Source organism: Agrobacterium sp. 719_389 (assembly GCF_900188475.1).
Classification (GTDB): Bacteria; Pseudomonadota; Alphaproteobacteria; order Rhizobiales; family Rhizobiaceae; genus Agrobacterium; species Agrobacterium radiobacter.
On the sequence record NZ_FYEM01000005.1, the window covers coordinates 238,114 to 253,173 of the forward strand.

Here is a 15,060-nt window from a genome sequence, read left to right on the forward strand (position 1 = left end):
GGAATCGGGAAGCCTGCCGCTTGTTTCTTCTCCCCGCCGGGGAGAAGTCCGCGGCAGCGGGATGAGGGGGCGAGGGTAAAGATATTAGGCAACTTAGCCCCCTCATCCGACCCTTCGGGCCACCTTCTCCCCGGCGGGGAGAAGAAGCCGGCGGCATCGTCGGAAGTTTGAAGCCACTGTGCTTGCGAAGGCGGATTATGTATGGTCGATCAAATCGGTCCGACCAAGACCGGATCGTACAAGCTCTACGCCCGAAAGCCACCCGCATGCGTCACGTCGTTTTCGCCCTGTCCGTCTTCCTCTGCGCCGCCACTGTCACCGAAGCGGCGGCGATAACGCGCCCTCCGGCGGCTTCCGCCGGCATTGTCATTCTGGCGCAATCTGTCATTACCGAAGACGATGGCTCGGATTATTATTCCGGCCGCAATCGCGACCGCCAGCGCCGTGCGCGTTTCGTCTGCGTCATCACCCCGCCGGAGAGCGCCAATCGCCGCCGGCCCTATGTCTGCCCGCTGGAACGGGGGCGTGTGGGTGGGGCTTGCCGCTGCTCGGGTGTGGTCGGCAACGGCACGGTCGATACGGCCTGGTAATAGTAATCCCTCCGCCCTTATTCCTGTGACAGCACAGGAATGAGGGTGGTGCAGTCGCAGGCATATGAAGCGCTGCGTCAGCTTCGCTGAGCGGCTCTCCGTCCGGATTGCTTATTTCTCCAGCGTCGCCACCGCTTCCACATGCGGCGACCACAGGAACTGGTCAACCGGCGTGACGCGGGTGATGCGATAGCCGCCCTCGGTCAGGATGGCGAGATCGCGCGCCAGCGTCAGCGGATTGCAGCTCACGGCAACGATCTTCTTCACCGTGCTGCGGGCCAGTTCCTTGCACTGGAATTCCGCACCGGCGCGCGGCGGATCGAACACGACTGCATCGTAATTCTTCAGTTCGCTTGTCATCAGCGGCCGGCGGAAGAGATCGCGCTTCTCGACGCTGACCGGCTTCAGGCCCTGCGTGTTGCGGGCGGCGAAATCCAGTGCCTTCAACGGCTTGTCTTCCGCTTCCACCGCATGAACTCTGCCGACGCGCGCAAGCCGCAGCGCAAAGGTGCCGGAACCGCAGAACAGATCGGCAATGCGTTTGGATTTGCCGATATGAGCAAGCACCAGCTCGGCCATGGCGTCTTCCGCCTGCTTCGTCGCCTGCGTGAAACCGCCGGCCGGCGGCGAAACGGGAACACCGCCGAATTCGATGATCGGCTTCTGCGGTTCGATCAGGATTTCGCCGGCAAGCGAGACGCGGGCAATGCCGCGCATGGCCAGCACCGTTTCCGTGAGCGTGCGCCGCTGCTTGTCATTGACCGACTTGATGCCCTCGACCGAAATATCGAGACCGGAGAGCGTTTCGAGAACGGTGATGCGGAACGGCTCGGCGTTCGCCACCATGGAAAGTCCGATGGCGCGGATGGCGTCCAGCCGCGAGACGATGCCCGGCGAGGTGACGGGACATTCCTCGATGGCGACGATGTGATGGCTGTTCGCCTGGCTGAAACCGAGCAGCAGGCCCTTTTCCGTCTTGCGGGCGGCGAACACCGCGCGGCGGCGCTCGCCGGGGCGACAGATGACGAGATCGTCCACATCAGGCGTCAGGCCCTTCGATTTCAGCGCCGAAACCACCAGCTCGCGCTTGTAGGCATGGTAAGGCTGATCGGAAAGATGCTGCAGCGAACAGCCGCCGCAGGTGCCGTTCTTGCCATCGGGACCGAAGTGGCGGCAGGCCGGTTCACGGCGCTGCGCCGAGGCTTCCGTTATCGACATGACAGTGCCGTGATCCTTGACCTTGGCGATGGCGACCGTTTCACCGGGCAGCGCGAAGGGCACATAGACCGGGCCGTCGGGACAGTGCGCGATGCCGTCGCCCTGCGCGCCGAGGCTCTTGATGGTGACGGTCTGTGTGCTCATGGCTTTTCGCCTCCGAGAAGAAATTCGATATTGCCGTCGCCGCCGGAAATCGGCGAGGGAATGAGGCCGAGGCTTTTCCAGCCCATGTCCTCCGTCAGCCAGCGCTCCAGTTCGGCCGCCACGGCGGGCGCGGTGTCCGGCTCCTTCAGAAGCCCGGCCTTGCTGATGGCATCACGCCCCGCCTCGAATTGCGGCTTCACCAGCAGAACCGCGAGAGCACCCGGCTCAGCAAGTTGAAGCGCCGGAGCAAGCGCGAGCTTCAGCGAAATGAAGGACACGTCGGAGACAATGAAGCCGATGCGCCGGTCATCGATATCTTCCGCCGTCAGGAAGCGGGCATTCAGCCCCTCCAGATTGGTGACGCGCGGATCGTTCTCGATCCTTGCATGCATCTGCCCGTGGCCGACATCGATGGCAGTGACGTGTCTGGCGCCACGTTCCAGCAGCACCTCGGTAAAACCGCCTGTGGAAGCGCCGACGTCGAGACAGTCATGGCCCGAAGGATCGAGCCGGAAATGATCGAGTGCGGCCACGAGCTTGAGGGCGGCGCGGGAGACATAGGCCTGCGCCGGGTCGCTGATGGCGATCGCGGCATTGCCGGCGACGGTCTGGCTCGGTTTGGTGATGGTCTTGCCGTTGACGCTCACGGTGCCGCGCGCAATCGCGTCGCGCGCACGCGAGCGGCTAGCAAAGTGGCCGAGCGACACAAGAAGCTGGTCAAGCCGTTCATTTTCAGATGTTTTGGACATGGCTCCGTGTCAATGACCGCCAAACTCCGCCGATGCAAGCGATTTATCGCCGAGACGGGCCGGGGAGGCCCGCTGCCGGCCATAATGGCGATGTTGCACCGCAAAGTCAGAATGTTCGATTAATCCAATATAAAGGCTTGTATAGCACTTTGTGCGCAAGGCCCGTGCGGCCACCGGAACCTGCCATGACGGCGCCTCCTCCCATCCACAAAATTGCGACCGTTGCAGCGCAGACGCTTGCTTCGAGGCATCGGGTCGCCGAGAGAGTTTGCGATGTCGCTGAAAAATCTCCCCATTAACCTGAAGCTCATAGCCACCTTCTGTGCCTTGATGAGCGTGTGTCTGCTCGCGTCTGCGGTGGTATTCTGGCAGACGCTGGGGAGCGAGCATGTCACGATCGAAAACAACCGCACCAAGGATATCATCCAGGCCGTGGATGGCGCGACAGCAGCCATGCTGGAACAGGCCGTCAACCAGCGCGGCTTCCTGCTGTTCCGCAGCGACAGCACCTATAATGACGTGTTCGCCCAGCGCGACCTGATGCTGAAGAAGCTCGATGAAGCCCGCGCGCTGGCCGCCGGCCGGCAGGACATCCTGCAATCCATCGACGACATGCAGAAATCCGCCACCGTGTTCTTCAAGGAACTGGCGGAACCGCAGATCGCCGCACGCAAGACGACCGAAGCGCCGATTTCCGAAATCATCGAGATCGGCCGCAATCAGGCGAAGGGCCAGCTCGATGGTTTCCGCGCCTCCGCCGCCAAGATCAAGGAGCAGCTGAACGGCCTGTCCACCGCTTACGCGGCGGAACAGCAGGCAGCAGCGTTGAACCTGAAATATGCGCTTCTGGGTGGCGGCGCGGTTGCCGGTCTTCTGGCCGTTGCCCTCATCTGGGCGCTGTCGCGCTCCATCGTTACGCCAATCGTCGGCATGACGGCGGCCATGAGCCGTCTCGCCGATGGCGATCTGACGACGGAAGTGCCTGCCACGGATCGTGGCGACGAAGTCGGCAAGATGGCGAAGGCCGTTCTCGTCTTCAAGGAAGCCGGGCTGGAAAAATCCCGCCTTGCCGGCGAGACCGAGCGCATGCGCTCCGCCACCGAGACAGAACGCCGCCGCAACGAGGAGGAAAAGGCGCGGGACGAAGCCGCCAGCGCCTTCGCCAGCGCCGAGCTTGGCAAGGGCCTTGCCGCTCTTGCTGATGGCGATCTTTCCTATCGCATTGAAACGCCTTTTGTGCCTGCCATCGATCCGGTGCGCCTCAATTTCAACAGCGCTGTCGACAAGCTGCAGCAGGCGCTCCAAACCGTCGGCGAGAACGCGGCCGCCATCAATTCCGGCGCTTCGGAAATGCTCTCCGCTGCCGACGATCTGTCGCGCCGCACCGAGCAGCAGGCTGCCTCCATCGAGGAAACCGCTGCCGCACTGGAAGAAGTCACCACCACCGTGCGCGACAGCGCCCGCGGCGCGGAAGATGCCGGCAATCTGGTCCAGCGCGCCCGCGCCGGTGCGGAAAAGTCCGGCGTCGTGGTCCGCAAGGCAGTCGCCGCGATGCGCGAAATCGAGAAGTCCTCGGGCGAAATCGGCAACATCATCGGTGTCATCGACGATATCGCCTTCCAGACCAACCTTTTGGCGCTGAATGCGGGCGTGGAAGCCGCCCGCGCCGGTGATGCCGGCAAGGGTTTTGCGGTGGTTGCGCAGGAAGTCCGCGAACTCGCCCAGCGTTCCGCCAATGCCGCCAAGGAAATCAAGACGCTGATCGGCGCTTCCAGCCGGCAGGTGGAAAACGGCGTCAATCTCGTCGATGAAACCGGCAAGGCGCTGGACCTCATCGTGGCGGAAGTCGAAGAGATCAATGCCCATGTCAGCGCCATCGTCGTTGCTTCCCGCGAACAGGCAACCGGCCTGCAGGAAATCAACACGGCCGTAAACACCATGGATCAGGGCACGCAGCAGAATGCCGCCATGGTGGAACAGCAGACCGCCGCCAGCCATTCTCTGGCCCGCGAAGCGGAAGCGCTGAACAGCCTGCTCGGCCAGTTCAGGATGGGTGGCGCGCGTGCTGCCGTTGCGAGCGCCGGCGGCTATTCTGCGCCGCGCCAGTCTTCGGCAAAGCCTGCCTTCCAGTCAGCACCGGCCGCACCGGTCCGCAAGGCTCCGGTAAAATCGGCCTCCGCAACCGCAAGGCCCGTCGCTTCGCCGGCCCGTGCGCTTGGCCAGAGCCTCGCCCGCGCCTTCGGCGGCGCTGCCGAAGCACCGGCCGCGAAGGATCAGGACTGGACGGAGTTCTGAGCCTGGCTTTCAGAGTGAACCTATGAATTGGGGGCCGAAAGGCCCCCTTTTTGCATCGGCGTTTTCAGGCGGGTAACGCCGCTTATGTTCCCTGCAGCCGGAACATCCGCTTAAAGAACAGCTCATCCGACAGGCGGTGAAGCAGGGCGGCAATGACGGCGGTTGCGGCAACAGCGAAAACGAGGCGTCCGGCCAGAACGCTGTAGACATCCGCGCCCAGCGACATCACCACGAGCGTGTCTTCAATCACGCTATGGGCAAAACCCATGAACACGCAGGACAGAAACACCTGACGCGGTGATATTGTCCCCGATTGCGCCTCGCGGATCAGGAAACCCGCGCCGTAGGAAATGCCGAGGAACAATCCGATGGCGGTGAGATGTTCGGCCTCGCCGCGAATGCCCGCAAGACGCAGCAGGGGCGAAAGCGCTTTCATCATCAGCGCCAGCAGGCCTGTCAGTCTGAGAATCTCAAGGCAAAAGGAAAGGGCAAGCAGGATGACAAGCATCCAGACCATGGTTTCACCGAGACCGAGGAAATAGGCGGTCCATTCAGGCGTGGCGCTCATCGCAATCCAGGCAGGGCTTACCGGGCCTGACAACCATCCCGTCGTTTCCAGGAACTGGTGCAGGAGAAAGGCATAGAGCAATCCGCCGCCGACGCGCAGCGCCGTGGTGACGATCATGCCGGGGCCTGCCTTTTCAATGATCTTCTGTTCTATGGGCAGGCCATGGGCGAACAGGATGAGCGCCGAAAAAACGGTGATATCGGCAACGGTCAGCGACGATGCGGGCACAAGCGTGAAGATGAGCGGCACCGCACCCCATATGCCGACCAGCATCGCGGTCAGCCAGGCGAGACCGAGTTCCGGCGGCAGGCCGATGAGGTTCATGACCGGCGCAAAGGCAGGCGCCACCGCCTCGATCGCGCCCATCCTCGACAATAGCTCGGTCAGAATGGCGATTGGAACCGTGATCCGCACAAGCACCCAGTAGATTGCTAGCGTTTCCCGCGTTTTTTGCCAGACGGGCAGGAAAAGTGACATGTGAAGGCTCCCTGAAGATTGTTCCCATTCACTAATCCCGGCCCGTTCGCATTTGTGGTCAAAAATTGCAGTTCCATGCAATTTTATTGCAAATGTGTCAGCCGGCGATATGCTGCCGGCATGGACAGGATCGACAGGAAACTTCTGAACCTCTTGCAGAGCGACGCCTCGCGCACCAATGTGGATATGGCCGATGAGGTCGGGCTGTCCCCGTCCAGTTGCCTGCGCCGCCTGCAGCGGCTGCGCAAGTCGGGCGTGATCGATCGCATCGTGGCGATCCTTAATCCCGCAAAGGCGGGGCGGGTGATCAAGGCTCTGGTGACTGTGGAGCTGAAATTGCACGGCGAGCAGCATATGCGCCGCTTTCTGGATATTGCCAGCGCCGAAGAGGCCGTATCGCAGGCCTATGCCGTCACCGGCGCATCCGATGTCGTGCTGATGCTGCGCCTGCGGGATATGGAAGAGTTCGATGCCCTGTGCGACCGGTTGTTCCGCGACCAGCACAATGTGGCGCGCTTTTTTACCATGGTCGTTATCAAGACGGCGAAAGAAGAAACGGCCATCAGGCTTTGAAACTGATGGCATTGCATCAGGGGAAGCGTTTAATCATCCCCTTTAACCCAAAGAAAGCCGTGTCTGGCTTTCGGGAAGGCAGTTTTCAGATGACGCCTCGCGTTAAGTTAAGACTTCTGGATGGCGCCTATGGCGTGGCCCGGCTCCATGCCGATGCATCCATTCCAGCCTGGGCCGATGGCGCAGGTTTTCTCAGCATCAGCCGGACCGATGACGAGCTTTCCGTCGTCTGCCGCCAGGAGCGAATCCCTGATGATGTTCAGGCCGATACCGGCTGGAACTGTCTCAAACTTCAGGGTCCGTTCGCCTTTGATGAGACGGGCATCGTTCTCTCGGTGATCGAACCGATATCGACCAACGACATAGGGATATTCGTGGTTTCGACTTTCGATGGCGATCACCTGCTGGTGAAATCGAAGGATCTGGAGAAAGCGCGCGAGCTGCTGGCAAATGCAGGACATTCACTCGTCTAGGATTTGTGAGCATGATCCGCGCGCATGGGGTGCCAGACGGAAATATCGCGCGGGGCATCCAGAAGATCGGGCAGGGCGTCGTGCCATGCCTGCCGATAGGGGCGGTGGATCTGAACGTCGATGACGTCCTGATGGTCGCTCCAGGTCTCATGCAGCAGGAAGCGGTTCTCGTTCTCGCCATCCCGGTGCAGGGTTGCGTTCACGAAGGTCTTTTCGTGCCGCATGGCATCAAGCAGCGCATTCAGCAATTCGAGAAAGCGGTCGCGCTGGCCGGGACGGACCTGGAAGCCGATGAGATAGGTGGTGTGCATGGTCTACTCCTTGACGCCTTGCATCAGTGCTTCGCGGGTTGCCGCGTCGGCGGGGTAAAAACATTCCAGCACGAGTTCGGACAGCGTGACATCAGTCGCCGTTCCGAAAACCGTGGTGGTTGAAATGAAGCTCAGTATTGTGCCCGAAGAGGGATCACGGAGCTGGAGCGGTATGGCCAGAGGATCGGCTCCGGCATGGCGCGAGGCCTTCGGCGCGGGATAGGCCGCAAGCTCCGCATGCAGCCGGGAAAGCACCTCGTCTCCCGTTTCCTCGACCTGACGGCGCAGGCGTTCCAGCAGGTGATGACGCCATTCGGCGAGATTGACGATGCGCGAACTCAAGCCCTTCGGATGCAGGCTCAGCCTCAAGGCGTTGAGCGGCGGGCGAAGCAGCTCTTCGGAAACATCGGCCAGAAGCGACGTGATCGCCCCATTGGCGAGAACGACGTTCCAGTGCCGGTCGACGGCAATGGCGGGGAACGGCATATGTCCGTGCACCACGGTTTCGACGGCCTGCCGGGCCGCCGCCATATCGGGCGCCTCCATCGGTCGCTCGGAATGGATAGGAGCATAACCCGCCGCCAGCATCAGCCGGTTGGCGGCGCGGGCGGGCATCGAAAGCTGCTCCGCCAGTTTCGCGAGCATGTCGCGGCTGGGGGATGATCGTCCGCTTTCCACGAAACTCAGATGGCGCGCGGATATGTCCGCCTCTATCGCCAGATCGAGCTGGCTCAACCTGCGGCGGGCACGCCATTCCTTCAGCACTTGTCCGACTTGTTCTCGATGATGTGTCATGCCCCGCAGCCTAGCAGAAGATATCGGCAATGCGATTACCTCTGAGGTAATTGTTCCGCTTCCCGGCACCCGGCATGTTTGGGCCGTCAACCACAAGGAGCGCAATCATGACGCAGCATCTCGCAATCGCCGAAACCTATCTCGCGGTTTGGAACGAGGAGGACAATGAACGCCGCAGGCATCTCGTCGGTCAGGCGTGGGCAGAAAATACGCGCTATGTCGATCCGCTGATGCAGGGCGAAGGGCAGCAGGGGATTGCCGCGATGATCGAGGCGGCGCGGCAGAAATTTCCGGGATATCGTTTCGTGCTCACAGGCACCCCGGACGGCCACGGCAACTTCACCCGTTTCTCATGGCGTCTCATTTCGCCAGACGGAGACGATGTCGCTGGCGGAACCGATGTCGTCAGCCTGAATGCCGAGGGGCGGATCGAAAATGTCGTCGGTTTTCTCGATGGCGCTGCATCATGAGGCAGAGGCGGGATAGTCCCGCCTCCTGTCCCGGCAATCGTGTCAGCCGGCGAAACCGACGCCGGCCTGACGCTGGCCGAGCGCATTGAACACGGTGGAAACGATGCCGGCCCGGTCGAGGCCGGCATTGGCATACATGGTCTCGGGTTTGGCCTGCTCCACCCACTGGTCGGGCAGGGTCAGCGTCCGGACCTTGGGGCCGTGGTCGAGCAATCCGGCGCTCGCCATGAAATGCAGCACATGTGCGCCGAAACCGCCGACGGAGCCTTCCTCGATCGTCACCAGAACCTCGTGATGGGCGGCAAGCTGGCGGATGAGATCGAGATCGAGCGGCTTGGCGAAGCGCGCATCGGCAACCGTGGTCGAAAGGCCAGCTGCATCCAGATCTTCGGCAGCCGCCAGGCATTCCGCAAGCCGGGTGCCGAAGGAGAGGAGCGCGACCTTGGTGCCTTCCTTGACGATACGGCCCTTGCCGATCTGCAGGATTTCGCCGCGCACGGGCATCTCGACGCCCACGCCTTCGCCGCGCGGATAACGGAAGGAAATCGGGCCTTCGTCATAGCTTGCCGCTGTGCGGACCATATGTTTCAGCTCGGCCTCATCTGCCGCCGCCATCACCACCATGCCGGGCAGGGTGGCGAGGAACGTCGTGTCGAAGGAGCCGGCATGGGTCGGTCCGTCAGCGCCGACGAACCCGGCGCGGTCGATCGGGAAGCGCACCGGCAGGCTCTGGATCGCCACATCATGCACCAGCTGGTCGTAACCACGTTGCAGGAAGGTGGAATAAAGCGCGCAGAACGGCTTGTAACCATCGGCCGCAAGCCCTGCCGCGAAGGTGACTGCGTGCTGTTCGGCAATGCCGACATCGAAGGTGCGGGCCGGGAAAAGCTCGGCCATCTTGTCGAGGCCGGTGCCGTTCGGCATGGCGGCGGTGACGCCGATGATCTTGTCGTCGAGGGTGGCTTCCTGAATCAGCGCTTCGGCAAAGACGCTGGTATAGCTCGGCGCATTCGGCTTGGCTTTCGCCTGCGCGCCGGTGATGACGTCGAACTTGTTGACGCCGTGATATTTGTCCGCAGCTGCTTCCGCCGGCGCATAACCCTTACCCTTCTGCGTCACCACATGGATGAGGACAGGGCCTTTCTGGTTGTCGCGCACATTGCGCAGCACCGGCAGCAGATGATCGAAGGAATGACCGTCGATCGGGCCGATGTGATAAAAACCAAGCTCCTCGAACAGCGTGCCGCCGGTCACGTAACCGCGCGCATGGGTCACGGCGCGGGTAATGGCGCGATCGATGGTCTTGCCGAGATAGGCGGTGAGTTTCTTGCCGAAATCACGGAAACCCATATAGGTGCGGCCGGAGGCGAGACGGGCGAGATAGGCGCTCATCGCGCCCGTCGGCGGCGCAATCGACATGTCGTTGTCATTGAGGATGACGATCAGCCGCGCATCGAGCGCGCCGGCATTGTTCAGCGCCTCGAACGCCATGCCTGCCGACATCGAACCATCGCCGATGACGGCGATGACCTTGCGGTCGCTTTCATCCAGTCCCGCCGCCACGGCCATGCCGAGACCGGCGGAAATGGAGGTGGAGGAATGGCCGGCGCCGAAATCGTCATATTCGCTTTCGGCCCGACGCGTGAAACCGGAAAGGCCGCCTTCCTGGCGCAGCGTGCGGATGCGTTCGCGCCGGCCGGTCAGGATTTTGTGCGGGTAACATTGATGACCGACATCGAAGATCAGCCGGTCTTCGGGCGTGTTGAACACCTTGTGGATGGCAATCGTCAATTCCACCACGCCAAGACCGGCGCCCAGATGGCCACCGGTCTTCGACACCGCGTCAATCATCTCGTCGCGCAGTTCCCGTGCCAGTTCCGGCAGGTCGCGATCATCGATCTCCTTGAGATCGGAGGGGAAATTCACCCGGTCGAGCAATGGGGTCTGGGGCATTCCGGTCAATCGTTCGGCCTTTTCTCGTGGTCAGCAGGGGGCGCCAGAGCGTCTTTCCCAGGGAAAGCCGACGGTCCATTCCTGCATGTCGTACAGTTCTATAGAATTTCAACCTTCCGGCAAAGGGACAAACTCTTCTTCGTCGCCGGGAACGATATCGAAGCGTCCGGTTCTCCACTCCTGTTTGGCCTGTTCTATGCGTTCTTTTGATGACGAAACGAAGTTCCACCAGATGTAGCGGCGCTGATTGAGCGCGGCCCCGCCAAAGATCATGATGTGACAGCCATTGCTGCCGGCCTGAAGCGTGATGTCGTCACCCGGCCTGAAGACCAGCAACTGGTCGGCCGCGAAGATATCGCCTGCCACATCGAGCGAACCGGAGAGAATATAGATCGCCCGTTCCTCATGGTCGGCGGAAAAGGGAAATTTCACTCCCGGCTCCAGCGTCAGATCCACGTAAAGCGTATCGGTAAAGGCCGAAACGGGGGAGGTAAGGCCTTCAAATTCGCCGATCACAACCCGACCGGAAGCGCCCTTGATATCGATCAGCGGCATGTCTTCCTTCGCCGTATGGGCAAAGGCCGGGGCGATTTCTTCCATATGATCAGGCAGGGCAAGCCATGTCTGCAGGCCGGACATGGAAAGCGGATGGCCGCGCAGGTTTTCCGGCGTGCGTTCCGAATGCACGATGCCGCGCCCGGCCGTCATCAGGTTGATGTCGCCGGGACGGATGACCAGCTCGGTGCCAAGGCTGTCGCGATGCTTGATTTCGCCGTCGAACAGATAGGTAACGGTGGAAAGCCCGATATGCGGATGCGGTTTGACATCCAGCGCCTCGCCGGCCTTCAGGATCGCCGGGCCCATACGGTCAAAAAAGATGAAGGGGCCGACGAGACGACGCTGCCGGGTCGGCAATGCGCGGCGCACAGCAAAACCGCCAATATCGCTGGTGCGCGGAATGATGAGGTTTTCGATGGCGTCGCAGGCAAAGGCGTCACCCGCGACGGGATCGTTACCGGGAAAAAAGGACATCGCAAGTTCCTCGTTTTGTCTGGCGGGAGTTTAGCATAACCGAGGGGGAGGGGAGCATCGCGATATCGAACGCAGCGTCAACGATCCTTGTTAACACGACATTGTGAGAACACCTTACGGCCGGAGAAGATTTTCAAACCTCTCCTCCGTCATCCTCGGGCTTGTCCCGAGGATCTAAACACGTCAAGAAAAACAATGCATTGCAGATCCTCGGGACAAGCCCGAAGATGACGTCGAGTGTTTGAATCGGGAGGTGGCTACCTTATCGAATCACGTCCAAACGCTCCCGCTAAACGCAGTCACTCCCCGTCCAGCGGCTCCACACCCTGCGGCTTGCCCGCACGATCGAGGCGAATCTTCTCGATTCGCTTTTCGGCGGCGTTCAGCAGCGTCTCGCAATGTTTCTTCAGGGCTTCGCCGCGCTCGTAAATGGCGATGGATTCGTCCAGCGCCACATCCCCGCGTTCCAGGCGTGCGACAATGCTTTCCAGCTCGGCGACGGCTTTTTCGAAGGAATAACCGCTGACATCGGCTGTGTTGGCATTTTCCGTCATGTTCAACCCTTCATCATTCTCAATATGTGCATGGCTGCCGATTCCGCCAGCCCTTCCAGATCATAGCCGCCTTCCAGCAGGCTGACGACCCGGTTCGATGTGTATTTATCGGCCATTTCCAGAAGCCGGCCCGTTGCCCAGTCGAAATCCTCGCCCACCAGATTGATCTGCGCCAAGGGATCGCGATGATGCGCGTCGAAACCGGCGGAGATGAGGATGAGGTCAGGCGAAAAATCGGCAATGGCCGGCAGGACGCGCGATTTGAAAGCCTCGCGAAAATATTCGCTGCCGGTATTGGGCGAAAGCGGGGCGTTGACGATATTGTTCTTCACGCCGGTTTCGTTTTTGTCGCCGCTCCACGGGTAAAGCGGCATCTGGTGGGTGGAACAGAACAGCACTGACGTATCGTTCCAGAAGATATCCTGCGTGCCGTTGCCGTGATGCACGTCCCAGTCGATGATGGCGACGCGCTCTGCCCCGTGCGCCTTCTGCGCATGGCGGGCGGCAATTGCCACATTGTTGAAAAGACAGAAACCCATGGCTTTTGCGGTTTCCGCATGGTGGCCGGGCGGGCGGGCGGCAACGAAGACATTGTCGGCGGCGCCGGTAAACACGTCGTCCACCGCGGCCATCGCCGCACCGATACCGGTCAGCGCCGCCTGCAGGCTTTTCGGCGAGACATAGGTGTCGGCCTCTATGCGGTTGATCTCGCCGTCCTCTTCGGGGATCTGGCGCATGACGGCAAGCAGATGCTCCTCCGGATGCGCCAGCAGCACCGCGTCTTCATTAGCCTGCGGCGCTTGCTTGCGTTCAAGGCGCTCGAAATTCGGATGTTCGAGCGCGATGTTCAGCGACCTGATGCGATCCGGCCGCTCGGGGTGGCCTTCGGGCGTGATGTGTTCGAGGAAGATCGGATGTTCGTATAAACGCGTCGCCATTCTTTTCCTCCCGAAAAAAGTGTGTTCAGGCGCGCTGCGGCAGAAGCGGATAACCCGCCATCACGGCGCGGCCGGCAAGCGCTGCAAGCACGGCCTTCAGTGCATCGCCCGGAATGAAGGCGAGCGAACCCATGAATGCCTTTTCGAAACCGAGCCCGACGACCAGCGCCAGATAGGTGATGCCGAAAGCATAAAGCACGACCACGCCGCCGATCAGGCTGGCGACGAAAAAGCCGATGCCCTGTGTGAGAGCAGACTGGCCGCGATTGACGAGTTTTTCCGAGAGCGTGCCGGTGACGAAAACCGCCGCGATCCAGCCGATCAGGAAGCCCGTCGTCGGCGTGGTGAAGATGGAAAGGCCGCCGCGTCCGCCCGAGAGCACCGGCAGGCCGATGGCGGCAATCAGGATCGTCAGCAGAACCGCGAGCGTACCGCGCTTTGCGCCGAGGACGACGCCCGCCAGCATGACGCCGAGCGACTGCGCGGTGATCGGCACCGGAATGAAACCGAGCGTGATCGGCGGCAGCAGCCCCAGTGCGATGATGATGGCGGAAAACAGCGAAATCAGCACAAGGTCGCGGGTCGTCATGACGCTCAAAACTCCGGATGGTTATCTGGCCGCAAGCTTTGGCCTCTGAAACCGCGCGCGTCAATGGCGTCGGCAATGGCATCGGCATCCTTCAACGTCATAATGACGAGCGGCACGATGATGGTGGCCATGCGCACCGGCAGGCCACGCGCCCGGTGCGCGTCACGCACCGCATGGTAACGATTGACGATCTCAGGCACGAACCGCACCACCAGCCCGACGGCAAGCCCGATATCGGCGGCCTTGACCAGCCCCAGCCGTTCCAGAGGGGCTGCGGCACGCGTAATCTCGTCCATGAATTGCGAAATGCTGACGGTGATGGTGACGGCGGTGGCGAGCAGCGCGAGCGCCGTCAGCCGCAGAAGATTGACACTCGCATCATGGGCCGGAAGCAACAGATAGCTGAAGGCCGCGACAAGGAAGATGGTCAGCATCACCGGCCGCAGCCGCAGGCCGATCTCCCGGAAGGGCAGGCGTGTCTCGCGCAGGATGGCGGCGGCGAGAACCATGGCGCATCCGAGAACCAGCAGGTCGCGGGTGAGGAACAGCACGATGCTGAAGCCCATAAGCGTCAGGAGCTTGACGCGTGGCGAGATGCGGTAGAGCCAGCCGGTGCCTTCGACATGCAGCGATTTCATCGCGATGCCACCTCCAGATAGCGCGCCACCGCTTCTTCGGGGCCGGCATCGGCAACCAGCGCGCCCTCGTGAAAAACCAGCACGCGGTCGAAGCCGGCAAGCAGCGGCAGATCATGGGTGATGACAACAAGCGCCTGCGACAGCGCCGCCATGGTTTTTTCAACGATAGTGCGGTTTTTCAGATCAAGCTGGTTGGTCGGTTCATCGAGAATGAGGATTTGCGGATCGGTGACCAGAAGGGCGGCAAGCGCTGCAAGCTGCAGTTCTCCGCCGGAAAGCTCATGCGCGCGCCGCTCTTCCAGATGGGGAATGCCGAGCCGGGAAAGCACGGCCTTCACCCGGTTTTCGGTCTCCGCCCTACCGATGCCGAGCCGCTTGAGACCGAAGGCGACATCGTCGCGCACGATCGGCAGGATGATCTGGTTCTGCGGATTCTGGAAGATGAAGCCGACCGTCTGCAAGACCGCTTTGGCGTCGCTCACGGTGTCGAGACCGTTTACCGAAACCTTGCCTGCACTCGGCTTGTTCAGCCCGTTGATCAGCCGGGCAAAGGTGGTCTTGCCGGAACCATTGAGGCCGATCACGCCGATGCGCCGTTCCGTCAATGTCACAGACAGCGGCTGCAGGGCCTGCCGGCCCTCGAAAGCGACACCGGCGGCATCGAAACGGATTTCCAAGCTTACATCCTCGCGC

General features: G+C 61.5%; 17 protein-coding genes. 5 read left to right on the forward strand and 12 right to left on the reverse strand.

What is annotated here, in order from left to right; all coding sequences use genetic code 11:
- Positions 1–266: 266 nt before the first annotated feature.
- Positions 267–590, forward strand: coding sequence for a hypothetical protein (locus tag CFB10_RS11780; RefSeq protein ID WP_020010579.1), 324 nt, complete (start codon positions 267–269; stop codon positions 588–590).
- A gap of 111 nt (positions 591–701) precedes the next feature.
- Here CFB10_RS11780 and CFB10_RS11785 read toward each other — a convergent pair whose 3' ends face one another.
- Together CFB10_RS11785 and CFB10_RS11790 are read right to left on the reverse strand one after the other, a co-directional pair.
- Positions 702–1,952, reverse strand: a complete 1,251-nt coding sequence (locus CFB10_RS11785; protein WP_003503079.1) for a class I SAM-dependent RNA methyltransferase — start codon at positions 1,950–1,952, stop codon at positions 702–704.
- On the reverse strand, positions 1,949–2,701 hold the full coding sequence (locus CFB10_RS11790) for a TlyA family RNA methyltransferase (protein ID WP_020010580.1): 753 nt from the start codon (positions 2,699–2,701) through the stop codon (positions 1,949–1,951). Before CFB10_RS11790 ends, CFB10_RS11785 begins: the two co-directional genes overlap by 4 nt.
- 273 nt (positions 2,702–2,974) lie before the next feature.
- Between CFB10_RS11790 and CFB10_RS11795 the strand changes: the two genes are divergently transcribed.
- Positions 2,975–4,996 (forward strand): methyl-accepting chemotaxis protein, encoded by a 2,022-nt coding sequence (locus CFB10_RS11795; protein WP_020010582.1) that lies wholly within the window; start codon positions 2,975–2,977, stop codon positions 4,994–4,996.
- Between the two features lie 82 nt (positions 4,997–5,078).
- Here CFB10_RS11795 and CFB10_RS11800 read toward each other — a convergent pair whose 3' ends face one another.
- Positions 5,079–6,041, reverse strand: a complete 963-nt coding sequence (locus tag CFB10_RS11800) for a nucleoside recognition domain-containing protein (protein WP_020010583.1) — start codon at positions 6,039–6,041, stop codon at positions 5,079–5,081.
- Between the two features lie 120 nt (positions 6,042–6,161).
- On the opposite strand from CFB10_RS11800, the gene CFB10_RS11805 reads away from it, so the two are divergent.
- Together CFB10_RS11805 and CFB10_RS11810 are read left to right on the forward strand one after the other, a co-directional pair.
- A complete protein-coding gene (locus tag CFB10_RS11805; protein ID WP_026363695.1) occupies positions 6,162–6,614 on the forward strand; it encodes an Lrp/AsnC family transcriptional regulator in 453 nt (150 codons plus the stop codon).
- An 89-nt stretch (positions 6,615–6,703) separates the two neighbouring features.
- The gene (locus CFB10_RS11810; RefSeq protein ID WP_020010585.1) at positions 6,704–7,087 is read left to right on the forward strand and encodes an ACT domain-containing protein; all 384 of its coding nucleotides are present in this window, start codon (positions 6,704–6,706) and stop codon (positions 7,085–7,087) included.
- Here the strand turns inward: CFB10_RS11810 and CFB10_RS11815 are convergent.
- Positions 7,084–7,398, reverse strand: coding sequence for a putative quinol monooxygenase (locus tag CFB10_RS11815; RefSeq protein ID WP_003503068.1), 315 nt, complete (start codon positions 7,396–7,398; stop codon positions 7,084–7,086). The genes CFB10_RS11810 and CFB10_RS11815 overlap by 4 nt on opposite strands.
- Before the next feature lie 3 nt (positions 7,399–7,401).
- The gene (locus CFB10_RS11820; protein ID WP_026363696.1) at positions 7,402–8,193 is read right to left on the reverse strand and encodes a helix-turn-helix domain-containing protein; all 792 of its coding nucleotides are present in this window, start codon (positions 8,191–8,193) and stop codon (positions 7,402–7,404) included.
- Between the two features lie 107 nt (positions 8,194–8,300).
- Between CFB10_RS11820 and CFB10_RS11825 the strand changes: the two genes are divergently transcribed.
- Positions 8,301–8,663 (forward strand): nuclear transport factor 2 family protein, encoded by a 363-nt coding sequence (locus CFB10_RS11825; protein ID WP_020010587.1) that lies wholly within the window; start codon positions 8,301–8,303, stop codon positions 8,661–8,663.
- Positions 8,664–8,705: 42 nt separating this feature from the next.
- On the opposite strand, the gene dxs is transcribed toward CFB10_RS11825, so the two are convergent.
- The 7 genes from dxs to CFB10_RS11860 all read right to left on the reverse strand — a co-directional run bounded on the left by dxs (position 8,706) and on the right by CFB10_RS11860 (position 15,044).
- Complete coding sequence (gene dxs / locus CFB10_RS11830; RefSeq protein ID WP_026363697.1) at positions 8,706–10,625, reverse strand: 1-deoxy-D-xylulose-5-phosphate synthase; 1,920 nt, start codon at positions 10,623–10,625, stop codon at positions 8,706–8,708.
- 99 nt (positions 10,626–10,724) lie between these two features.
- A complete protein-coding gene (locus tag CFB10_RS11835) occupies positions 10,725–11,648 on the reverse strand; it encodes a pirin family protein (RefSeq protein ID WP_003503061.1) in 924 nt (307 codons plus the stop codon).
- A gap of 299 nt (positions 11,649–11,947) precedes the next feature.
- Positions 11,948–12,202, reverse strand: coding sequence for an exodeoxyribonuclease VII small subunit (locus CFB10_RS11840; RefSeq protein WP_003503059.1), 255 nt, complete (start codon positions 12,200–12,202; stop codon positions 11,948–11,950).
- Between the two features lie 2 nt (positions 12,203–12,204).
- A complete protein-coding gene (locus CFB10_RS11845) occupies positions 12,205–13,140 on the reverse strand; it encodes a histone deacetylase family protein (protein WP_020010589.1) in 936 nt (311 codons plus the stop codon).
- Between the two features lie 25 nt (positions 13,141–13,165).
- Positions 13,166–13,729: a biotin transporter BioY gene (locus CFB10_RS11850; RefSeq protein WP_020010590.1), complete on the reverse strand. Its 564-nt coding sequence runs from the start codon at positions 13,727–13,729 to the stop codon at positions 13,166–13,168.
- A 5-nt stretch (positions 13,730–13,734) separates the two neighbouring features.
- Positions 13,735–14,367 carry an energy-coupling factor transporter transmembrane protein EcfT gene (locus CFB10_RS11855; RefSeq protein ID WP_020010591.1) on the reverse strand — a complete coding sequence of 211 codons (633 nt, stop codon included), beginning with the start codon at positions 14,365–14,367 and terminating at the stop codon, positions 13,735–13,737.
- Positions 14,364–15,044: an energy-coupling factor ABC transporter ATP-binding protein gene (locus CFB10_RS11860; protein WP_020010592.1), complete on the reverse strand. Its 681-nt coding sequence runs from the start codon at positions 15,042–15,044 to the stop codon at positions 14,364–14,366. The genes CFB10_RS11855 and CFB10_RS11860 overlap by 4 nt, the downstream gene beginning before the upstream one ends.
- Between the last annotated feature and the right edge of the window lie 16 nt (positions 15,045–15,060).